Source organism: Nitratireductor arenosus, from assembly GCF_009742725.1.
GTDB classification, from domain to species: domain Bacteria; phylum Pseudomonadota; class Alphaproteobacteria; order Rhizobiales; family Rhizobiaceae; genus Mangrovimarina; species Mangrovimarina arenosa.
The window spans coordinates 48149-70616 of the sequence record NZ_WPHG01000009.1 but is presented as its reverse complement, the minus strand read 5'-3'; the positions used below and the strand labels follow the sequence as shown (position 1 = coordinate 70616).

The 22468-nt window shown below is 61.5% G+C and carries 19 protein-coding genes and 2 pseudogenes; 6 read left to right on the top strand and 15 right to left on the bottom strand.

Features of this window, described 5'->3' with window-relative positions; translation table 11 throughout:
• Positions 1-19 precede the first annotated feature (19 nt).
• Positions 20-2215: a malate synthase G gene (locus tag GN330_RS22400; protein ID WP_156715831.1), complete on the top strand. Its 2196-nt coding sequence runs from the start codon at positions 20-22 to the stop codon at positions 2213-2215.
• A gap of 4 nt (positions 2216-2219) precedes the next feature.
• Positions 2220-2651 carry a GlcG/HbpS family heme-binding protein gene (locus GN330_RS22395; protein ID WP_093037026.1) on the top strand — a complete coding sequence of 144 codons (432 nt, stop codon included), beginning with the start codon at positions 2220-2222 and terminating at the stop codon, positions 2649-2651.
• Between the two features lie 533 nt (positions 2652-3184).
• Here GN330_RS22395 and GN330_RS22390 read toward each other — a convergent pair.
• Positions 3185-3499: an EthD family reductase gene (locus GN330_RS22390; RefSeq protein WP_093037020.1), complete on the bottom strand. Its 315-nt coding sequence runs from the start codon at positions 3497-3499 to the stop codon at positions 3185-3187.
• Positions 3500-3948: 449 nt separating this feature from the next.
• Here GN330_RS22390 and GN330_RS22385 point away from each other — a divergent pair, with 449 nt between their 5' ends.
• Positions 3949-4677, top strand: coding sequence for a FadR/GntR family transcriptional regulator (locus GN330_RS22385; RefSeq protein WP_093037017.1), 729 nt, complete (start codon positions 3949-3951; stop codon positions 4675-4677).
• A gap of 298 nt (positions 4678-4975) precedes the next feature.
• On the opposite strand, the pseudogene GN330_RS23910 reads toward GN330_RS22385, so the two are convergent.
• From GN330_RS23910 to GN330_RS22340, 10 genes and pseudogenes are all read right to left on the bottom strand, one after another.
• Positions 4976-5409, bottom strand: a pseudogene (locus GN330_RS23910) (aldehyde dehydrogenase family protein).
• Positions 5409-5681: a hypothetical protein gene (locus tag GN330_RS23905; protein WP_246188830.1), complete on the bottom strand. Its 273-nt coding sequence runs from the start codon at positions 5679-5681 to the stop codon at positions 5409-5411. The pseudogene GN330_RS23910 and the gene GN330_RS23905 overlap by 1 nt, the downstream one beginning before the upstream one ends.
• Positions 5682-5836: 155 nt before the next feature.
• Complete coding sequence (locus GN330_RS22375) at positions 5837-6625, bottom strand: MaoC family dehydratase (RefSeq protein WP_246188829.1); 789 nt, start codon at positions 6623-6625, stop codon at positions 5837-5839.
• Between the two features lie 1271 nt (positions 6626-7896).
• Positions 7897-8084: pseudogene (locus tag GN330_RS22370) on the bottom strand (DUF4158 domain-containing protein); the annotation flags it as partial.
• A gap of 101 nt (positions 8085-8185) precedes the next feature.
• Positions 8186-10129, bottom strand: coding sequence for a putative bifunctional diguanylate cyclase/phosphodiesterase (locus GN330_RS22365; RefSeq protein ID WP_246188828.1), 1944 nt, complete (start codon positions 10127-10129; stop codon positions 8186-8188).
• 127 nt (positions 10130-10256) lie between these two features.
• Positions 10257-10979 carry an SMC-Scp complex subunit ScpB gene (gene scpB / locus GN330_RS22360; protein WP_156715787.1) on the bottom strand — a complete coding sequence of 241 codons (723 nt, stop codon included), beginning with the start codon at positions 10977-10979 and terminating at the stop codon, positions 10257-10259.
• Positions 10980-10981: 2 nt separating this feature from the next.
• Positions 10982-12004, bottom strand: coding sequence for a DUF1403 family protein (locus GN330_RS22355; protein WP_156715827.1), 1023 nt, complete (start codon positions 12002-12004; stop codon positions 10982-10984).
• A 391-nt stretch (positions 12005-12395) separates the two neighbouring features.
• A complete protein-coding gene (locus tag GN330_RS22350) occupies positions 12396-13496 on the bottom strand; it encodes a hypothetical protein (RefSeq protein WP_343041067.1) in 1101 nt (366 codons plus the stop codon).
• A 71-nt stretch (positions 13497-13567) separates the two neighbouring features.
• A complete protein-coding gene (locus tag GN330_RS22345; RefSeq protein WP_246188826.1) occupies positions 13568-14530 on the bottom strand; it encodes a TniB family NTP-binding protein in 963 nt (320 codons plus the stop codon).
• On the bottom strand, positions 14488-16143 hold the full coding sequence (locus tag GN330_RS22340) for a Mu transposase C-terminal domain-containing protein (protein WP_343041066.1): 1656 nt from the start codon (positions 16141-16143) through the stop codon (positions 14488-14490). The genes GN330_RS22345 and GN330_RS22340 overlap by 43 nt, the downstream gene beginning before the upstream one ends.
• A gap of 292 nt (positions 16144-16435) precedes the next feature.
• On the opposite strand from GN330_RS22340, the gene GN330_RS22335 reads away from it, so the two are divergent.
• Positions 16436-17500: a site-specific integrase gene (locus GN330_RS22335; protein WP_154386606.1), complete on the top strand. Its 1065-nt coding sequence runs from the start codon at positions 16436-16438 to the stop codon at positions 17498-17500.
• Between the two features lie 118 nt (positions 17501-17618).
• Entirely contained in the window at positions 17619-18638 is a 1020-nt protein-coding gene (locus GN330_RS22330) for an LLM class flavin-dependent oxidoreductase (RefSeq protein WP_156715782.1), read from the top strand.
• Between the two features lie 41 nt (positions 18639-18679).
• On the opposite strand, the gene GN330_RS23565 is transcribed toward GN330_RS22330, so the two are convergent.
• Positions 18680-19198, bottom strand: a complete 519-nt coding sequence (locus GN330_RS23565) for an RES family NAD+ phosphorylase (RefSeq protein WP_185910482.1) — start codon at positions 19196-19198, stop codon at positions 18680-18682.
• Positions 19195-19584 carry an MbcA/ParS/Xre antitoxin family protein gene (locus GN330_RS22320; RefSeq protein ID WP_154386548.1) on the bottom strand — a complete coding sequence of 130 codons (390 nt, stop codon included), beginning with the start codon at positions 19582-19584 and terminating at the stop codon, positions 19195-19197. The genes GN330_RS23565 and GN330_RS22320 overlap by 4 nt, the downstream gene beginning before the upstream one ends.
• 227 nt (positions 19585-19811) lie before the next feature.
• Here GN330_RS22320 and GN330_RS22315 point away from each other — a divergent pair, with 227 nt between their 5' ends.
• Complete coding sequence (locus GN330_RS22315; RefSeq protein WP_425487195.1) at positions 19812-20678, top strand: recombinase family protein; 867 nt, start codon at positions 19812-19814, stop codon at positions 20676-20678.
• 39 nt (positions 20679-20717) lie between these two features.
• Here the strand turns inward: GN330_RS22315 and GN330_RS22310 are convergent, their stop codons facing one another.
• A complete protein-coding gene (locus GN330_RS22310) occupies positions 20718-20903 on the bottom strand; it encodes a hypothetical protein (RefSeq protein WP_156715780.1) in 186 nt (61 codons plus the stop codon).
• Positions 20904-20990: 87 nt separating this feature from the next.
• On the bottom strand, positions 20991-22334 hold the full coding sequence (gene repC / locus GN330_RS22305) for a plasmid replication protein RepC (RefSeq protein ID WP_156715778.1): 1344 nt from the start codon (positions 22332-22334) through the stop codon (positions 20991-20993).
• Positions 22335-22468 lie beyond the last annotated feature (134 nt).

Below are 22468 nucleotides of genomic sequence, written 5' to 3'. Positions count from 1 at the left end.
CCATAACGGAGCTTTGGACATGGCAAATCGAATCGAAATCGGCGGGTTGCAGGTCGATCGCGGGCTCTACGATTTCGTCAACAAGCGCGCGATGCCGGGCACCGGCATCAAGCTCGCAGAGTTCTGGGCCGGCTTCGCCAAGATCGTTCGCGACCTCGCTCCGAAGAACCGGGCGCTGCTCGAAAAGCGCGATGAACTGCAGGAAAAGATCGACGCCTGGCATCGCGCCAACGGCGCGCCGTCCGACATGGCGGCCTACAAGGCTTTCCTCAAGGAGATCGGCTACCTGCTGAACGAAGGTCCGGATTTCAAGGTCACCACCGAAAACGTCGATCCGGAGATCGCCACCGTCGCCGGCCCGCAGCTCGTCGTACCGGTGATGAATGCCCGCTATGCCTTGAACGCCGCCAACGCGCGCTGGGGTTCGCTCTATGACGCGCTCTACGGCACCGACGCCATTCCCGAGACCGACGGCGCGGAAAAGGGCAAGAGCTACAATCCCAAGCGCGGTGCCAAGGTCATTGCCTGGGCGAAGGATTTCCTTGACGACGCGGCACCGCTTGACGGTGCGAAATGGTCGGATGCCAGAGGGTTTTCCGTCAAGAACGCAGCGCTTGCCGTCAGCCTTGACGGCGGGCGTACTACCGGCCTGAAACGCCCGGAGCAATTCGCCGGCTACCTTGAAGATGCGGCGTCGCCGACACAATTTCTGCTCAGGAACAATGGTCTCCACATCGAAGTGCTGATCGATCCGACGTCGGCGATCGGCAAGGACGACCCCGCCCACATCTCGGATGTCTGGCTGGAATCGGCCTTGACCACCATCCAGGACTGCGAGGATTCCGTTGCCGCGGTCGATGCCGAGGACAAGGTCGCCGTCTACCGCAACTGGCTCGGCCTGATGAAAGGGGATCTCGAGGAGGAGGTGAACAAGGGCGGCAAGACCTTCACCCGCAAACTCAATCCGGACCTCGACTACAATGCCTCGGACGGCTCCACCTTCGTTGCGAAATGCCGCTCCTTGATGCTGGTGCGCAATGTCGGCCACCTGATGACCAACCCGGCGATCCTCGACCGCGATGGCAATGAGGTTCCGGAAGGTATCATGGACGCGATGATCACCAGCCTGATCGCGCTGCACGATGTCGGCCCTAATGGCCGCCGTGCCAATTCGCGGACAGGCTCGGTCTATATCGTCAAGCCGAAGATGCACGGGCCGGAGGAGGTGGCTTTTACTGTCGAACTCTTCGGCCGCGTCGAGGCCGCACTTGGCATGGCGCCCAACACGCTGAAGATGGGCATCATGGATGAGGAACGCCGCACCACGGTCAACCTCAAGGAATGCATCCGCGCCGCCAGGGAACGCGTCGTCTTCATCAACACCGGCTTCCTCGACCGCACCGGCGACGAGATCCACACCTCGATGGAAGCGGGGCCGATGATCCGCAAGGGCGACATGAAGCAGGCGGCGTGGATTTCCGCCTATGAAGCGTGGAATGTCGACACCGGCCTGGAATGCGGGCTCGCCGGTCATGCCCAGATCGGCAAGGGCATGTGGGCGATGCCCGACCTGATGGCGGCGATGCTCGACCAGAAGATCGCCCACCCGAAGGCCGGCGCCAACACCGCCTGGGTGCCGTCGCCGACCGCCGCGACGCTGCATGCGACGCACTACCACAAGGTCGATGTGCACGCCGTGCAGGAAGGTTTCAAAAACCGGCCGAAGGCCAAGCTCGACGACATCCTGTCGATCCCCGTTGCCCTGCGGCCGAACTGGACGCCCGAAGAGATCCAGAAGGAGCTCGACAACAATGCGCAGGGCATCCTGGGCTACGTCGTGCGCTGGATCGACCAGGGTGTAGGCTGCTCGAAAGTGCCCGACATCAACGATGTCGGCCTGATGGAGGATCGTGCCACGCTGCGCATCTCCTCGCAGCACATCGCCAATTGGCTGCATCACGGCGTTTGTACGCGCGATCAGGTGATGGAGACGATGAAACGCATGGCAACGGTCGTCGACCGGCAGAACGAGGGCGACCCGCTTTATCGGCCGATGGCGCCGGTTTTCGAGAATTCGATCGCCTTCCAGGCCGCGTGTGATCTGGTCATCAAGGGCCGCGCTCAGCCGAGCGGCTACACCGAGCCGGTGCTGCATGCCCGCCGGTTGGAGCTGAAGGCCAGTGGGGCAGGCGAGAACGTTCTCGGAACGGGATAAAACAATGAATACCATCACGTTGAATGTCGCCAATCGCATCATCGAATCCGCGCTGGATCGAGGGCGGGAGCTCAACCTGAAGCCGCTTTCGGTCGCGGTGCTCGATGCAGGCGGCCACCTCATCGCATTCCAGAAGCAGGATGGTTCTTCCATGCTCCGCTTCGAGATCGCCTTTGGCAAAGCCTATGGCGCGCTGGCGGTCGGCTCGGGCTCCCGCTGGCTGAACGCGGCCGCCGCCGAGCGTGTTCATTTTGTCCAAGCCCTGTCCGGCGTTTCCGGCGGGAAGATCGTGCCGGTTCCCGGTGGTGTCCTGATACGCGGGGAAGCGGGCGAAACCCTCGGTGCTGTCGGAATCTCCGGCGATACATCGGACAACGACGAAATCTGCGCGGCGCACGCTGTCGAACAGGTAGGCCTGGCCGCGGACAAGGGCTAACCCATTTCCAAGCAAAAGCGTGAAACGGCTTTTGCGTGCGAGATGTGCTTGGAAGCGGGTTTTGCCGATGAACTTTGCGGCAGGCTGGCCTCAAGTCGGTGAGCGGGCTGCACCTTCGCTCTACTCTTCGCAGGTGAGGAGAGCGACGCATGTTCACCCTCACTATAGACACCGCCGACATGTCATCGACATCGGCAAGGCCCCGCAGAACATGGTCATGGCAATGATCGACGCGGCGCTGGTCCCGGCGGGTATCCGCACGACCGAACTTTGACCCCTACTTCGAAGATAGATGGAGTTAATGATGCAGGCTTCGGGTGCTTTCTGGAACCGTTCGCCAGCGCCGGTCTACTTCACCGGTTCATAGAGCGCATCCAGATTTTGGCTGAAGCGCGCTTGACGAGAGCAAAGTAGTTGTCGCATGAATGGCAACGACACGTTCCTGATCGTGGATCTGTTCGGCACCGGTTAGCTGGTCATGGCCAGCACGACGCCGATCCCGGACAACGGCCAAGCCTGACGCACCGAAGCCCTTACGCTCCAACGATTTCGCTGATCTGCACGATGGGTGCGATGTCCGTATAGTTGGCGACGTCCGCGACGATCTCCGCGCGGTGTGGGCCGAACGCCTCCCGGAATGTCCCCAGGCTCGGTGAGTAGATGTGGCACGCTGCGACGAACTCCGGCGCGCTTCCAGGTTCGCGGCCCGTTAGGCCCTTCTCGATCTCGTAGCGCAGGCAGGCATCGCCCATTCGTTCTCTGATCAGTGGCAGGTGGCTGGCACAGTAGTAATCGTGGTCGAACTTCGAGCCGCCATGGGCCGGATAGTAGACGCTCATCTTGATCATGGTCGGGCTCCTACCTGAACGCCTCTCCGAGCGTTCCGGGGGCATTTATAGGTCACCGACCCATGAATTGCATCTAGATTTTAGCTGAAATGAGTTTGACGAGAGCAAGGTAGTTTCGACCTGCGTCTCGAGGGTGCGGTGGCGATAGAGGAAGGCCCTGAACGGCGGACGGCGTTTACGGCTAGGCCATCGGCTTGGTGTTGGCCGGGCGCCGCGCTTGGCCATCTCTACGCGCAAGGCATGCCGTGGGGAGTTTAATGAACGGGTGGCTTAGCCATCGGGCATATGGCAGCTTCAGCGCGGAGCCGGATTAACCAATTTGGTAGACCGGCTAGGGTTTCACTGGTACTTTGGGTTCGAGTTGCCAAGCAACGCGTATGATTTATGACCCTTCCGTATCGGGATGGACCTGGTTGGGATGGACTGACGGCTGGAAAAAAGACCGAAAAATGCTTGAGAAGACGGAAAGCGATAGGATTGCCGGTGTCCCGAACGTTGTAGGGAAAATACTCTCATTCATTGATGAGCGTCGCTATGAGCCGAACGAACGATTGCCGTCGGAACGTGACTTTGCCGACAGGTTCAATGTCAGTCGCGGGGCGGTTCGCGAGGCTTTGGCCGCTCTCGAGTCGATGCGTGTGATTGAGCGAAGGCCTAACTCTGGGATCTATCTTAGAAATTCTGAGGAAAGTAGCATCGAGGCCCTCGTTCTTCGTGCGTCTTCTGGCCTGCCGTTTCAGCCTGAAGAGACTAAGGACGTGTTTGAAGTGCGAAGTATTCTGGAGCTGCAGGGCGTACGGATTTCCTGCGATAGAAGGCGAGATCAGGACGTAGATCGGCTGAGGGAAATCCTCTACAAAACGAAGCTTGCAATTGATAGCAAAAAGACAATTGAGGCTGAGGATGAAGCGTTCCATCTTGGAATCGTCGCTTCAACACAGAATAGAGTACTGCTTCGCACGGTGAAATTATTTTATGAATTCTCAAAACAGCGTCGCATAATATACTTTTCAGATTACTCACGGGGCACGCAAGCTTACGACGATCATTGTGAGATACTTGAAGCCATTGAGGCTCGTCGCACCGATTTGGCAGTGGGAATGATGGACCGACACTTGTCCCGAGCCCTGGCCACATGGCAGACTCTCCACGCGGCGCCGGAACAAACTACCAAATAGTGCAATCGACCCCAAGGTGCCGAAGCGTAATGAACCGAGGGACGATACCTCGATGCCGACCAGACCGACTGACTCAGTGCGCCTTCGAGCGCGTGAATCTGATTAGGCGATCGGCTGCGAAAATGCGCCGGCCAGTGACCCTAGGTACTGGAACATTCAAGAGTTTGATACAGCTGCTCTTTGTGAGATTCGCAGGGTCACAATCGTGCCTTCTGAGATCCCTAGGACAACACTCATCTTCGCAATGAAATCAGCACGACAAATCCTGCTCGACGCGGGGTCACTGGCCGGCGCATTTTCACACTCGGAGATCTCCGCCGGCGCGCCAGAGACCAGAGTGACGACCCCCGGCGGTCACGCCGGCATCGACGAAGGCGCCAAGGAGCTCGGCAGGCGCCGCCGGCGGCGGTGCCGGCGCCTTAACGATAATCGAGCAGCCGGCGGCGAGCGCCGCGGAGAGCTTGCGCACTGTTTGATTGACGGGAAGTTCCAGGGCGTGAACGCGGCCACCGGACCGACCGGCAGCTTTGAGCGTCATCTGCATGGCTCTTCGCGCGCGCGCCGGAATCACCTGGCCGCAAGTGCGGCGCGCCTCCTCAGCGAACCAATCGATGATGTCGGCGCCGCCATCAATTCGCCCTTGGCCTCTGCCAAAGGTTTGCCTTGCTCGCGCGTCAGGAGCCAGGCGATGCGATCTCCGCGCTCTCGCAGCAAGCCGGCGGCCTTGCACATCAGCTTAGACCGATCAAACGCCGAGGTTGAGCTTCAGAGTTTGAAGCCGCGATCGGCGGCGGCCAGCGCGGCGTCGAGATCCGGCGCGCGGTATGTGCAACCGAGCCGATCGTCTCCTCGGTCGCCGGATCAATAACCGGAATAGTCCGGCATTCGCGACCCTCACGCCATTCGCCATCAATAAAGAGCTTCGTATCGGGATATACCAGCGCCGCATTGGGCATCTTTGATTGCTTCCGTTGTAAGGATGCCCGCGCCGCCAAAGCAGACACGGGCTGTCCTGGGGGACAAACTTGAAAGGCGACTAGAATCCCCGTCCGCGTCTGGTGGAGCGATTGTCACGTGCGTGTCTTGCGTTCCCTTATCTGTTTTGACGGCCTGCAGAACCGGGTGCGCCGGTGACGATGCTGCTCGACAGCCTTGTGCCTCACGCTGCTCGTTCGCGAAGTTGATAGATCGCGATGTGCTGGCAGTGGGCGATCAACTTCCGGCCGTTCGCAACAACAACGGCATCTACTTCCACGAAACGGTTGCCCTTCTTTTCGTAGTTCGCGGTAACGCGTGCCCGCGCGACCAACTCTTCATCGCAAGCAGCTGTGGACAGCATCTGCATGCGGCTGCCGAGATGAATCCACGGCCCCAGTAAAGCGTTCTCCATCAAGACCCGGTTCATAACCCGCTGCACCATACCGGGATGCACCAACCCTTCGCGAGCATAGATCGGATCGGTTTCGCGTACTTCCGCCCGATAGTCCGCTCCAGATTGGCCCGGCCAGGAGCGCGGCGCCGTTCCGAGCCATTTGCCGACCTGGTAAGACCTGAGATCGACCGGCCCCCGCACCGCAACCGGCGCAGTCTCGGGATAATCGCCAACGGAGATCGGGGGTGGCGCGTCCGGCAGCGAGGCACTGCCGGCAGCTCGAACGTCGCTGCCGTTGAGCGCAATCGCTAGGCCGTCGTCTGAAGGCTCGGACGTAACCACCACGGTTTCGCCATCGTAAACCGGCTTCGCGAAGCGCACCTCCATCAGGCCGCGCTCGAGGAAGGCTCGTCCCCACTTCGCCACCGGAACGTGGACCATATACGCAAAGACATCGACGCCTGGCACCAGGCCGCCGCTGAAGCCATATTTTTGCGCCACCGCATCATCGTGCATCCTGTTTTCGGAGTGCGTGGCGCTGTTGAACGCCTGGACGCGATAGGACGGCTCAGCCATTTGACTTCCTGACATTGCATTGTTGATTTCCGTCAGCAATTGACCCTGTTTGCTGTTTCAAGGTGACCCCCGCTAGCGTTCTGAAGGCATCTGTTTTCGGTGGGAGGTGGCCTTGAGGCATGGTCATGCCGGAACGGAAAACGGGTCAATTGCCAACGGACATCAATACGGCGCTAAAAGCGTCCGATTGCCGGATGATCCCGGATGAGATCGAGAGTCGTTTTTGATCCATTGCTTCATGTCGGTCCCAAACTGCTTCAGGCAAATTTCCGGCAATTTGATGGCACCATCAGTCTCGCCCAGCAGCGAATAGGTGTGAAATCGCGCCGAACAGTAACCCCAAGCACAAGCATGCTCAAGTGTCTGATTCAGCTGCTCTTTCCCAGATTTTCGAAGGTTGCGATTTGCGCCTTCTTAGATCCTTGGACAATTCTAATTTTCGCAATGAAATCAGGTCGATAAATCCTGCTCGACGCGGGGTTACTGTTCGGTGCGATTTCACAGGAGGATGTCAAAAGCATGAGCCGGCGTTACCTACCCGATGATGATACCACGCTAGGTGGAGGGTGTGTTGCCGGCTTCGCCTTGACTATCGTCATGACCCTGGCTGCGTTCTTCCTCGCAAATGCCGGGGTATTCGATTCGAAACCGGTAGCTCGCGCTGGATCCCCGCCTCGGGGTGACGTTGTCGTTCTTTCCAACGGTGAGATGGCGCAGGTCAAATCGAGACTGGCGGCTGCCCGCTTTTTTGGTCTGCCCCCGTCGCCCCAAATCCAAGAGCCCATTGCCCGCCTGGCGGCGAAGTGGCCGGCAAACCTAGGGATAGCGCGGTGACAAGCCCGGAGCCTTAGTTGATTGACTAACCCCTGAAGGGGCCGCTTTAGGAGGTCGGCATGGGGCAATCCCCGCCACCGTCATGCCACAGGCAGATTGCTAGGTTGAATTTTTGGTGGAACCCTCAAAGGGGTCGGGCGTTTTCAGCGGGTCGGCGGTCTCACGCTACCCTCAAGCACTCCGTCGACAGACTGCGACGTGACAGGTCGACAAGGAAAGCCGGCGAATAGCTTGCCGGTTTTCCGTCCAGGTTCGCCTTGCCGCGGCGCAGTCGATTCCACCCGTCGTTATGACGTTTGTCACAGGGCATCGAGCACGTTTCGCACTTCCCGGATCACTTCAAGTCTTGGCAGGATCCTTTCAGCCGCACGCGTGCGCAGTCCGTAGACATAACGGCCGTTAAGGGCTCCGAGCTGAGCTCACCACCAGTGAGGTGGCCGGCCGGGATAGCGCATCAAGCAGGGTTGGATCGCAATACCGAGTTGGTTGTGTTCGCGCCGCCGTAGCTTGATTTCCAGCAAATCGGCCGGCAAAAGAGAATATTGGCGGATCAGACTGTCCTCGTCGATCGGAATATCTCGTGGCTCTTTCGTTCGTATTCTTTGAGAAGCGCACGTCGGGCCACTTTCCACTCCATTTGAGAACGGTAGTGGCCGAGCCACCGTCCAAAGCAGCTTAGCCGTACAGGAGGAGGCAAATGACATATCCACAGCGAATATCCGGTGTTCACTCACCGCTCATCCTTATCGCAAGATTCTGAACAGCTCCTCTTCCGGCCCCTTCGGGAAGCTGCTGTGGGGCCAGATCAAGGGCTTCCTTCATGGGAAGTGCTTTGGAGAAATAATAGCCTTGCGCCGTTTCACAGCCTAGCGACCGAAGAATTTGGCGGTCAGCATCGGTTTCCACGCCTTCCGCCATGACCTCCCTGCCAAGAGCGCGCCCGAGATCAATGATCGATCTCACAAGGGCCTGATCTTTTATCGAATTCGCGAGGTCGCGAACGAAAGTCTGGTCGATCTTGATCTTTCGAATCCAGCCGTCTTTGAGCGAAACCAAGGTCGAAAATCCCGTGCCGAAATCGTCGAGGACGATAGATATTCCTGCCTCGGAGAGGCGTCCGAGTTTCTCGCCTACGCGCTCATGATCAAGGGGGGCTTCTTCGGTAATCTCGATCTCTAGCATATCGGTTGGAAGCCCCCTGGCTTGGAGGCGATCCAGGATCAGAGCATCTACGCTTCCGACCTCGAGTTCACGGGGCGAGAGATTCATCGCCACCCGGACATCGCGCCGTCCGGCTGCCTTCAGATTTGCGATCATGGTGCAGCAGTTGAGGAGAACTTTCTCTGTCACCAACTGAAGCAGTCCTTGCTCACGGGCGGCGGTGACGATATCCGGCGGCGGGACTGCACCATAAAGCGGATGGTCCCAGCGCAATAGCGCCTCGAACCCTACGATGGCATTATCTTCCAGGCGGATGACAGGTTGAAACCAAGTCGCCAGATTCCCGCTGTCGATGGCGGTTTTCAAATCCCGCTCAATGCGGTGTCGGCGCTCGAGGTCGCTGTTCAGCTTGTCGTCGAAGACGCGGAAATGGTTTCTGCCTAAACGCTTGGCGGCAAACAGCGCGGTGTCTGCGCGGAGCATAATATCCGTCAATTTTGGATTGTCGGTCTCGTAAATCCCAATGGACGCGCCAACCTGTACAGATTCTCTAAGCGAATGCTGTTTCGCGATCCTGGATGCCAAATCCGTGACGGAGATTGCTGAAATGCGGACGGGGAACAGCACTACAAATTCATCGCCGCCAACACGGGCGAGCGCGGCTCCTTGAGGCGCCTCTTGCTCAAGTCGGCGAGCGATGCTTTTTAGCAGTTCATCCCCTACCCTATGGCCATAGGTGTCGTTGACGGCCTTGAAACCATCGAGGTCGACCAGCATCGCCACAAACGGCTTGTCATCGGAATTCAACCGATCGACTGCCTGTTCCAGTCCGCGCCTGTTGAGCAGTCCCGTCAGCGGATCATGCCTCGATCTCTCCTCCATCTCTGCGGCAAACTGTCTGGCTTCGTGTTTGAGACGGCTGGTTTCGCAGAATCGATTTTGGCCGATGATAGAGCCGCGAAGGAGACCTCCAAGGAAAAGGACGACGGTGAACGCCAGAATTGCGTTATCGAGGTCCCCCGCCGCCGCAAGGCACCCGAACGCGACCAGTAGCGGCGGGGTGATGAAATTGATCGCAACGAAAGCACGAGAGCTGCCGTAAGTGACCGCTCCCGCAGAGATGCCCGCCAGAATAATCAAGTGCAGAGAAGATTGAGGAGAGGAATAGCCAGCCGTCAGTACCGCAAGGTATGCCCACGCGAACCCAGACAGAAGCGCCAAGCCTTCGTAGTATCGTAGGCGAACTGAACGCCACGCCGGGTCGCCGCTGGTCGCCGCTCTGCCACGGTTTGTTAGCGCAAGGGCAATTCGCGCGCCGTTTATGAGGTTGACGACAATAAACCAGATGACCGCAGAACGATCGGTGCCGGATACCATTTCCATGATCAGGACCAACGTCGACAAGACCGTGGAGATCGGCATGGAAAAGAAGAGACCAGCCCTTAAATCCGCGAGCTGATCACCGAGGATTCCTGCTTCAATCGCTCTTTTCTTTACGTCGCTTGTCAATTCCGACCCAGCCAGATCCACTAGCCTCATTGCGCTTGAGGCTAGGCGAGCGCGATAAAAAGCACGTTAACGATTTCAGTCGGTTACGATCGATCGGGTGATCGGTCGTTCCGTCGTCAGCGTCCAACTACTCGCTCGTCTCGTCTCCGACGTCCTCTTGGCGAGCGGCGAACTCTGGCATGATATCCCCTGCCAGCAGCTTTTCCTTGCTGAGCAAGCCCGCATCCTCGAGCGCCTCGAAATCCGGCAGATCGCGCAGCGTGTCCAGCCCGAACTCGAGCAGGAATTCTTTGGTCGTGACGTAGGTATAAGGTGCGCCCGGCGTCGGGCTGCGCGGCCCGGCGGCGATCAGCTTTGCTCCACGCAGATGGCCGATCAGGTCGCGGCTGACCTCCTTGCCGAAGAAGGACGACAACTCGGCGCGGGTGATCGGCTGGAAGTAGGCGATGCACATCAGCACCAGCACGTCCGGCTGCGTCAGGTCTTTGGCATGCCCGTTCCCGCCGACGGCCGTGCCAAATGCACTGCCAAATGCACTGCGGATGGCATCGGCATAGGCGGGCCGGGTCAAGTGTTTCCAGCCGCCGGCGACGGCGACCAGGTCATAGGGCCGGCCGCGCAGTTCTTCCCGAATGTCGTCGATCAGGAGATCAACGCTGCAGCTCTTGCCGACGATCTTCGCCAGCGTCTCGCGGCCGACCGGCTCGCTGGCGGCAAAGATGGTTGCCTCGACCCGGTGCATCCATTCGCGCCAGCGCGCCTCCGGCGGCAAATGATCCAGCTCCCGATCAAGCAACGGTCGTTGCCCATCCCCATTGTCTCGGCGAGCCTTCGTCGAACCAGCCGCCATCGTCACAGCCCATAGATACGGAACGTGGGGCGCCCGGTGAGCTCGCGCACGGCGCCGAGTGTTTGCAGCCGGTCGAACAGGCGGCGCAGGCCGCGCTCACTCATGCCGGTGATCTTTTCTGATGCCACGAGCGCGTCGTCGAACAGGAGTCTTTCGACCACGGCGTCCGCTGCTTTGGCCCTGAGTTTGGGCGCGACTGCAAGGAGCTTGTCCGCCCGGCGCTCGAGCTCGGCGGACAGATCGATGGCGCGCAGCGCGGCGCGCGCCCGCGCGGCAAGCAGTTCTTTTGTCCCCTCCCCGTCCATCTCGATTCCCGTGGCCGTGACAAGGGCGGGCCCGCCGCGCCGGCGGCTGGCGTGTGAACCCAAGGCCGCTTCGCCGCCCAGCAGCGGAATCGCATGAGCCCAGCCCAGCCGCTGCGCCAGCAAAACATCGGCGAGCCAGGCGCCGACGGCGCGCCCAAACCCGCAACGCTCGGCAGCCATGAACGCGCCGGTCAGCATCTCGACCGTCCCGGCGCCGACCGCGAGTTGCCGAAGCTCGCCCGCCAGGTCGCTGACCACCTCGCCGTCGCGGGCGAAAAAACCAAACTCTTCCAGCACCGCAGCGAGATTTTTCTCCGTCAGCAGTTCTTCTGCCGGTCGGGTCGCCAGCCGGCGCCACGCCAACAGCAAGCGACCGGCGGGGCCAACATCATCACCGGGCTTCGTCAGCAGCACCGCGTCGCGCAGTGCCAAAGACTCCTCGACGCGACCGGCCTGCTTCGCCGTTGTCGCGGCCGCGGCAAGCGCCAGCCGCTGCCGCCAGGCGCCGGCCCATTTTTCGTCGCGGCGGACCACCGCATCCAAGGCGCCGATGGCGGCGCCGGCAACGAGCGCGATGTCCGCGACTTCTTTTCCGGCAAGGTTTTGCGCATCGGCAACCGCCCGGCGCAACCAGGCCGGGACGGGTGCCGTCGGCACGGTCGAAGGGGCACCGGCAAGCGGGGCGTGGTGGCGGGAAAGAGATTTGGGGCGGAGAATCATCGAAACCACGATGAATCAGCGCGGCGCTTTTGGCAATTCATTTAACCACCAACCGCCGCGCCTGTCGTGGAGACAAAATGACTGATAATGTTGCCTTATCGGTCGTTATCTGGCATGCGGCGGAAATGGCCCATGTGGCTCGTTTTTCATCGCCGGACAGCCTCCTTTAGGCGTCAGATCGACGAGAATTCGCGTTCATTGAGCGGACCAGGTTTGCGGCCCATTCCCGGACCCCTTGCCGAGGAATGGCCTCTCTCGTCGAGCAGAGCGCCAGAATAGGCGTCAATCGTGCCTGCGATCGAAATCTCGCGCACGGTTATGAGATTCCCCGAGCACAATTGTGAGACTGGCTGAGTCGGAATTGTGAGACTACGCGACACGGCGGGGAGTCTCACGATATCTGAATCGCCCGCCCGCCGCTCCGCGGCCGGGGCGACAGCCTTGCCCCAGGTGCCGCCGAGTTCCCCGCAAGCGCGGCATCGATCAGACCTGCTCGAACACGCTCCCGTTTCCGCCGTGGCAGCTTTTCGGCGGCGATCCAGCGCGGATCAGCCAGAATTTGACGCGCCAGGCGCTCGTATTCGGCCGAGGAGCGCTTCTGTAGCTGGACATGTGGCCGTCGGCTCGACCTTGAGAGCCGTTCCCGCCGTGGCGCGGCCCGCCGCACCAGGTGGGCGGCGCCAGGCGGCGACGTACCGTCGACGCACGGATCGGGGCCGAAGATATCGTTGAGGGCAAGCAGCGTGAGGAAACGCCAGCGCACCGGCAACTGCCCGAGCGGAGAATCGGCGCCGACGGCATGCCGGACGTCGTAGGGAGAGCGCCAGCCGGCTTCGTTGAACCACAGCGCCAGTGCGGGTCGCGCTGCAGCGGGGTGGTCGAGCGGCGCCCAAAGTGTCGCAAGCGCCTTCTCGAACTGCTCCCGCTCGGCCTTGCCTCCGTTGACGCATGCCGTGATCCGCTGCTGGGTGGCCAGCGCCGTCGCCAGGAGGACGGGATCCTGTGGCTGAGCGCCCTCCCCTCCCCTATCGGTGAGAAGCCGCGCGCAATGGCTGCAAACAGGCCGAGCGCATCCCTCGCGCAGGCGAAAAGCCACAGAAAGACGCCGGTGACACGATACACAACGATCGCGAAGCAGGTGGCCGTGGACCGGGCAGATGCAGCGTTCGGCAAACACCCAGCCGGCTCGCAAGTAGGCGTCGCGGCCCGCGGCGTGATCGTCAGTGAAGCAGGCGAGACAAATCGGAGTCGACCCGGTCACTGTCGACGGCGTCCATTCCGGCCCCCTGCTCACGTACCAAGATCGGGGCCGTCGCGGATAGCGCCTGCTCAAGGATAGGCGCTGCAACCGATCGGAGTCGACGCCACATGCTCGCGCCCACACGCTCGTCTGGCCGGTTGCCGGAGCGCCATCGTCGATAAGCAGGGGTGACGACAGGTCACTGAAATAGCCGGCCAGTTCCGGCGCCGTCAGGCCATAGCGGCATGCCACGCGCGCCATCCAGGAGGACAGTAGCTCGTCGCGACAGGGCCGCGGCGCGACGGGTAGACGACCCGGCTCCATCACCCGGCCGCCGCTTGCGGCATTCGCCGGCGTGCCGATTGCGTCATCGACACAAGCGGCAGAACGAGATCGTCTCCGAAGCTCATCAGGTCCAGCCGCTCCCTTCCCGACCGGATTGCCTCCTCGGAGGCTGTTTCGATCAGCCGGAAAATTCGCGCCGTGACGCCGCTAGTGAGCAGATGGATCCGCTCACGAACCGGCTCTCTGTCGAGATCGGACGCGGCACGCAACGGCAGGATTCCCGCCAGGCTCTTCAAGAGCCGCGCAAAGGCGTGATCGTTCTTCCAGGGCTTGAGATGAAACGCCTCGAAACGTTCGGCGAGTTGAGCGTCGGTGAGCAAGGCCTGGCGCGCCAGATCGGTGCCGACGCAGACGAGCGGGACTCTCAGGTCGTTGGCGAGAAACCGCAGCGCATTCAGAAAAATCCGCTGCTGGCGATAGGTTCCTGCCAGCATGCCGTTGACCTCGTCGAGCACGATTATCCTGGCGCCGACGGTGCGCAGCAGCGAGCGGCAGATGTCCTTCTCCCGGGCAAGCGCGCCACCGACGAGCGCCGGAGCCTGCAGACTGGCCAGCAATTCCCGGTATAGGTCACGCTCGACTGGCTCCGAGGGCACCTGCGCCACGACGACAGGCCTGTTCGTAACTCCGGTCGACTGGCAGAAGGTAGCCGGGTGCGCACGCTCGAACTTCCGGACGATCTTGGTCTTGCCCATGCCGGTGTCGCCATAGATCAGCAGGCAAGGCATGCGGTCGCGCGGCGGATAGGCCAGCAAGGAATTCAGGCGGAGAAGTGCAGCTTCCGCCTGCTCGAAACCGATCCAGCGATCGGCCTTGATCCAGGCGATGCGCTCGTCGTCAGGCAGCTCGGCGTAGCGACGGTACCGCTCGTCGAGATGTTCGTATGTCCCCTCCCCTCTCACGACCATTCTTCCACGGCGTAGACCGGCACCTTGCTCCAATCGATCGGGCGGTCTTCGTCAGCTTGCGCAGGCTCGGTCCGCGCCGGCGATTTGTTTGGCGCTGCGGCACCGAGCGCTCGCTCGCGCTTTTCCACCAGCTGACGCGCTGCCTTGGTGCGCACCGTCGCCTCATCGACCAGAGCGCGCTGCGCCTCGATGGTATCGAAGATCAGTTGCTCGTCGACCAACGCCAGACCGCGTTCCCGCAGGGCGGTCCGGGCGCGGCGATGTTCGCCAAGCGTGATCGGCGGGCGCCGCAGATCGGCAAAGCGGATCGGCCAGCGCTTACCGTCCGGAGCACGCACGAAAATCCTCGAAAGATCGCGCGGATCGTAGGAAACGCGCAACGGCCGATCAACCCGGCCGGCCCAGATGCTCAACACGTCATCCCAGTAGCGCAGACCGAACAGGTGAATGCCGTCACGCCGCACCAGCCGGTCCACACTGGGCAGGAAATCGATCATGAAACCCGCGAGATCATGGGGATGACGCACCGGCCTGACACGGCGGACCGCGGCCTCGTGCCAAGCGGCGAGCGGCGGGATCCCCAGCGCTCCATGCCGATCGGCGTGGTAGCGCGTGATCTCGAGCGCCATCCAGCGCTCCAGTTCATCCATCGTCATCGTCGCATTGGCGGCAGAATCGTAGCCGCCGCGCTCGTCGATGTCGCTGAACGTCGTGCCCGGGAGAAGGTGGACGGCGCCCATCATGGTGCCGATCAGCCGCTCGATATGCCCGCCATAATGGGGCGTGGCAACCGGACGATGGATGAGTTCGATGCCATGTTCCTCGGCGCCCCGTCGTAGCGCCTGCGACCGGAATTCCTTGGCATTGTCGAGATGGATCGTGTCCGGGAACCCGGAAATCGGCCACTCCGCATCGATCCCAAGCCCTGCGAGCCAGGATTCTTTCGGCTGGACAATGTGCTGGATTGCGAGAGCAACCGAGGCCGTCGACGGCGCCTCGAGTGTCAGGTAGAAGCCCGCGACCATCCGGCTCGCCACGTCGATGGCGAGAGTCAGCCACGGCCTCTGCAGCGGCCGTCGATATTGGCGATCGACGACAATGACATCGACCAGCGTGTGATCGATCTGGACGACGTCGAACGCGCACTCAGCGGTATATTCCCCCGGTACCGGCCGGAAGCGATCACGTGCCGCCTTCGATCCTTCCCGTGCCCTGGCCAATTCGGCGGGGTCCATGGTCGCGATCCGTGCCTTCACCGCATGCCAGGACGGTGCGCGCACGCCACGCGATCGGCAGAGCCTGCGGATCTCCTTGTGCAGCCGATTGATGCTCGGCTTCTGGCGCGTCGAGTAAAAGTCCCGGAGCGCTCCAGCGATTACCGCTTCGGTCTCGTTCGGCAATCGGCGGCTGCCTTGTCTCGTGCCGGCCGAGCGCGGCAACAGCGAGCTCGTGACCGGATGCTCCCGATACGTCCTGATCAGTTCGTAAAGCCGGGTTCGCTTGAGGCCGAGCTTGTGGCAAGCCCTGAAAAAATCTGAGCGGCCGGGGCGGTCAAGCGAGACCAGGCTACGGATCACGGCCTCCCTTGCAACCGCCTCATTCCAGGCGGCATCATCGACCGTGTCCTTATCTGGCTCGTGAACCACAGCGGCCTCGCTGTAAAGTTCGTCCGTTCGAATACTACGAAAAATCCGCTGATTCGGCTAGAATCCGCCAATGAACTCCGAAGATGATTCGCGCCAGATCAATCACTTGCCGTCCGTTGAAAAAACGCGAGTGACAGCCCGAATCGTCGAGCAGAAGCCCGAAAATCGCCTCGCGCGACCCTCCGCACCGCCCCACAGCACGGGGGCGCAGGACGATGCTTTAGGTCTGCGGTCGTCGGCCGGGCTGGAGGCGAAAGCTGCGGACGATTTGCCCGACATCATCGATGTCGTCATGGAGATGGGTCGCGCCCCGGAAGAACTGTCAGCCGAAGCCCCCTCCCCTCTTCCGGCCGTCGCCAATCCGCGCCTGCCGGCGCATCTCGACGCGTTGGCCGATCGCGCGCGCGATTATGTCGAGGCGGCGAGCTCGGCCAACACCCGCCGCGCCTACGCTGCGGACTGGAAGCATTTTTGCGCCTGGGCGCGCCGCCAAGGTCTGGACGTGTTCCCGCCCGATCCGCAGTTGGTCGGCCTCTACATCACCGCCTGCGCCTCAGGAAAGGCGACCGGCGACAAGAAGCCGAACTCCGTATCCACGATCGAGCGGCGCCTCTCCTCGCTGACGTGGAACTATGCACAGCGTGGCCAGCCGCTGGACAGGAAAGACCGGCACATCGCCACCGTCATGGCCGGCATTCGCAACAGCCACGCAAAACCGCCAGTACAGAAGGAAGCCATCCTGCCCGAGAATCTCATGGCCATGCTGGAAACCCTCGATCGGGGTACCCTGCGCGGCTTGCGCGACCGTGCCATGCTGCTTCTCGGCTTTGCCGGCGGGCTGCGTCGTTCCGAAATCGTCGGCCTGGACGTCGGCCGCGACCAAACCGAGGACGGCCGCGGCTGGATCGAGGTCTTCGAAAAAGGCCTGCTCGTCACGTTGCGTGGCAAGACCGGCTGGCGGGAGGTCGAGATCGGCCGGGGCTCGTCCGACACGACCTGCCCGGTCGTGGCGCTGGAGACCTGGCTCAAGCTCGCGCGCATTGCCCACGGGCCGCTGTTCCGAAGGGTGACGGGGCAAGGCAAAAAGGTGGGCAGCGAGCGGCTCAACGACCAGGAGGTGGCACGCCTGGTCAAGCGGGCAGCGCTGGCGGCCGGCGTACGCGGCGATCTTTCCGAGGGCGAACGAGAACAAAAGTTCGCGGGGCATTCGCTGCGCGCCGGGCTTGCCTCGTCGGCCGAGGTCGACGAGCGCTACGTGCAAAAGCAGCTCGGCCACGCCTCCGCCGAGATGACCCGTAGATATCAGCGGCGCCGCGATCGGTTTCGAGTCAATCTCACCAAGGCAAGCGGGCTGTAGGGACAAAAAACCCCCTCCCCTGCCCTTCTCGCACATCTGGTGGGCGAATTCGGCGTGGCGCGCCAGCGGTTCAATAACTAGATAACGCGAGCGCCTTTCACTCTGACGTGGCATTCTCATGAAAAAGATCGGTTTTCTGTCGTTCGGACACTGGACGCCCTCGCCCCAGTCGCAGACACGGTCTGCATCCGATGCACTCCTGCAGTCCATCGATCTGGCCGTTGCTACCGAAGAGCTGGGCGCGGATGGGGCATATTTCCGCGTGCATCACTTCGCCCGCCAGCTTGGCTCGCCGTTCCCGCTGCTGGCGGCGATTGGCGCCAAGACCAGCCGCATCGAGATCGGCACGGCGGTCATCGACATGCGCTACGAGAACCCGCTCTACATGGCCGAAGACGCCGGCGCCGCCGACCTGATCGCCGGAGGGCGTTTGCAACTGGGCATCAGCCGCGGCTCGCCAGAGCAGGTGATCGATGGCTGGCGCTACTTCGGCCACGTTCCGCAAGAGGGCGAGAGCGATGCCGACATGGCCCGGCAGCACACCGACGTGTTCCTCGACGTGCTGCGCGGCAAAGGCTTTGCACAACCCAACCCGCGCCCGATGTTTCCGAACCCGCCTGGCCTGCTGCGTGTCGAACCACATTCGGAGGGCTTGCGTGATCGCATCTGGTGGGGCGCCGCCACCAACGCAACTGCGGAATGGGCAGCAAAACTGGGAATGAACCTGCAGAGCTCCACACTCAAGTTCGACGAGAGCGGAAAACCCTTTCATCTCCAGCAGGCCGATCAGATTCGCGCCTTCCGCGAGGCGTGGAAGGCGGCCGGTCACACGCGCGAGCCGCGGGTCTCCGTCAGCCGCAGCATCTTCGCGTTGGTGGACGATCGCGACCGGGCGTATTTCGGCGGCAACGAGAGCGAAGATCATTTCGGTTACATCGAGCCTGAAAAGCTCGCCGTGTTCGGCCGCTCCTATGCCGCCGAGCCGGACGTCCTTATCGAGCAGTTGAAGGGCGACGAGGCCATCGCCGAGGCTGACACGCTGCTGCTCACCGTCCCCAACCAGCTCGGTGTCGACGACAATGCGCATGTCATCGAGGCGATCCTGACCCACGTCGCCCCGGCCTTGGGTTGGCGCTGACGCCTCCGTCCGAAAGCTCCCTCTGTCCTTCCGCAATTGCTTCATCGCCAGGACAACTGGTCCTTCGGCAGCCGGCCGCTCGGGTCGAATACAGTCACCTTGTGCGGAAGATCCGGACCCCAGTCCCAAAGCACTAGGTTGCGATCTTCTGTCTCGGCACCCGGAGCAAAACTCGGAACCAGAATACCGGCAATGCCTTGAAGCCGCAGTTGGTCATAGATGGACCAGGATGCAGGACGCTCGCCGTCGCTGAGGACCGTTGCCCAAGCGCAGGCCATGTCCTCGAGCGCGACGGAAAATTCTCCCCTCCCCTGCTCGGTCGTCAGGTCTGCGATGCCCTCGCAATCGACCTCATAGGAGCACAGCACACAGGGGTCGATCCGATGCGCAAAGCCTTGATTGGCTTCTTTGACCGCCGTCATGATGGTGAGCCCCAGATATAGCGCTGGCACACCTTTGGGATTGAAGCGCGCACCCCTGATCGCGGCTCCCTCACCGGAAGTCGGCTTGAAGGCCCAACGCGGATCATGTGCCCTATAGCAGGTTCTGACGAACCTCACGCAAAGCCGCCGAGGGCCATATGATCCAGATAATCGCGAACGGCAGCGGCTTTGCCTTCCTTCACGAGGGCTTCGGCGGTGCGACCACCGAATGCCGGCAGCGGCTGGGCTCGGTACCAGGCCATCGCCTGTTCCTTTCCGCCCGCCCATTCCGTCACGCGACTGATGATCTCGAGCATTTCACGTAGACGCCCCTGGGTCTTTATCGTGCGGCTGCGCTCCAACCGATAGAGGGTTTCGCGGGCAAGGCCGGCCGTCTCGGCCAATTGGCCCTTGGACATTCCAAAGCCGTCCGCCACTTGGTTGATGGCAATTTTCCCGGCCCGGTCCATATAGGACAAAACCAAAGGTTCATTCTGCACGGGTATCTTGAGGGCCTGGCCCATAGGATTCCATCCTGTCATACACATAGTCGCATTTACTGTGCAAAAGATATGACACTCCTCGGCTATTTTCAAGTTCGGAAGCCGATGCGTCTCCAACCGATCGTTTGCTGATAACTTCCGTGTTTGTACAATCACTCCTTTTCCACGCTGAGAAACGCAGCAAATGGCTCGTGACGCCCAAAATCGACGTTCCGCTCGACCACAGGGCCGGCAAATCGGCTACGCTCGTGTGTCGACGGACGAACAGGCGACGGACGCGCAGGAAATCGAGCTGCGCGGCCGGCTGCAACGTCGTCGTCCAGGAGCATGGATCGGGCGCTTCACGTGCCCGCCCTGCCCTATCGCGGCTGATGAGCGAGATCGGCGCCGGCGACGTGCTGGTTGTGGTTCGGCTGGACCGCCTGGCGCGCTCGGTCAGCCATCTGCTCGACGTCATCGAGGAGCTGAGCGAAAAAGGCGCGCATTTCCGCTCGCTGCGCGACCCGATCGACACCTCAACGCCGCAGGGCATGTTCTCGCTGCAGGTCCTCGGCGCCGTCGCCCAGCTCGAGCGTGCGCTGATCTCCGAGCGGACCAAGGCCGGCATCGCCGCGGCGCGATCGAAAGGGCGGCTGCCGGGAAATCCAGGCATCCGGGAGCGCAGACCTGAAGCGCTGGCCAAAATGACCGCGGTCCAACGGGCTTCATATGGCGCACGCGTGCAATCCAACATGAATGCGTGGCTTCCAACGGTGCGCCGGATGCGCCCCGACCACAATTGGGACGATGTCGCACGGGTCCTGAAGCAGCGCGGGGTCGACTGGACGCCCGAACGGCTGCGACGCGCGGTGAAATGGCTCGTCACGGAACGCCTGGCCGATCCAAAGCTGCTAGATAGAGCCTCTCCCCGGCTTCCTGAAGATCGGTTGATGACCCTGGTGGCGGGGATTTCGCAATCTAACCCGGACCTGTCGCTCCGCGATATTGCAACCCAGCTCGAGCGCCTGCACGAACGAACCCCGCGCGGGAGCGCCAAATGGTCAGCCTCATCGGTCAAGAACCTGCTCGATCGGGCCCGCCGGCTTGGTCTCGCCGGGGAGCCGCTCGCGCCGTGACCGGTTCCCTACCGCGTCAACCTCACTGCAGGACAGCCCTCAGTTTACGATCCGCGGCTGACGACCAACATCCCCGCTCCGCTTGTACGCCGCCCAGGCATCGGCTGGAACAGCGCTGCCGGCGCGCGACAGCCAATCCGCACGATCGGCCTCGGAAAGTGAATTCCACCACACCATCCCGGCGGTTTCATCGGGCGTCGGTTCCCGGTCGTGTTCGTTTCTCATTTCCTCGATCCTCGCATATGGCGCTCTTCCCAACAAGCTCGGCACCACTATCCACGGTCATGGCGCCGATCAAACCCGCTCGGCTCATCACGATCCGCGCCCTGGCTTGTCGAGGCTTCGGCGCAATGCATCACTAATTTCCAGTCGCGATTCGGTGCGAACGACCTTCCCCGCCGTTTCCAGATCGACCGCAGCAGCTTCAGCTCCATTTCCGGCAGCTTTGGACGCCTCAAGCTTCGCCCGCAGCAAGGCCATGATCATCGGCCAGACCGAGAACTTCCCGGCCTTCGCCCGATCGGTCAGGCTGCGCAAATAGCCGCCGGCGCTATTGATCTGGTCCTGTCGCTGGTAGATGGCGGCAATGGTAATCGCCGCCTGCTGCTCACCCATTGCCGTTCGCGCTTCCTCCCAGGCGCTCGGGCTGATGCCCATGGTCGGCCGGGCAACCTCGGCTGCGGCCAGAAATTCACGCCAGTTGCGGATTCCGCCGCCGCCCTTCACCAACCAGAGCATGTCCGGGCAGGCATCCAGCACGATGCCCAACGGCAGCTCGCGCTTCGGCAAGCTCCGCACGTTGTCGGTTTCCGCTGCGCTGCCGCTCGCTTCATTCCTTTCTCCTAAGCCACTTTCAGATTCAGATTTAGAGTCTGGTTTTGAATTCTGTATGTGGCGCTCGATATGAGACTCATTGGCGCTCATATTCTTTGTTTTTACGAATGATTCCAATGCCTCCCGCACTTCAGCCCAGAGATCCTCAAGCTCGGCTGCGATGGCTTCGAGGACCTGGCGGGGCGCTGTACGGGGAATCTTGCCGACAATGGCTTGATAGGTTTGCTGGACCTTGCCCCAATTTGCCGGAACGCCTTCCTCAATGCCTGCGTCTATCATCTTGACGATGTCGCGGCGGCATATGGTTAGCCGTTCCTTAACGACCCGATAGGCCTTCTTCTCGGCTCGGACGACTTCCGCCAGCTCCTTGAACTCCGCTGCGCGCGCCACGATCGGAGAGATGTCGAAGCCGTAGGCTTGCTCGATCTCGCCCCCCTGCCCTCTCCGAGCGTAGCGCTTGCCGTTGGGGCTGTCCCTGCGGATGATCAAGCCGCACTCCACCAGGACGGCCAGGTGCCGCCGTAGCGTCGCAGGTGGCATGCCATTGGCGCGGCCGATCAGCTGCTCATTGGACGGCCAGACGATCAGCTCGCTGTCGCCATAGAGTGCCGTGTCCGGATGAAACGAAAGCAGCGCGTCAAGTATGGCCAGTGCGCGATCGGTCGCGCCCAAGGCGCCTCGGGCTTCCTTAATGTGCTGGAAGACATGCCATTTGTGGACAGTGAGGTCCGCCGGTATTGCCTTTGCGGCCACCTGGCTTGAAATCATGCCAAGCGTCATCGGCCGCCGCCCAAAGGGCGTCGTTGAGATATGCGTCTGCATTGTCCTTCACCTATTGCTAGGCAAAAGAAACCTGCTCGCCGAATCGGCGCTCAAACCGACCTGAATGGTCTTGACTATGATTCGCGGAAGTGGGATTCTCTCAGTCGCCAAACTTAAAGAGAAGGTCTTCCGGA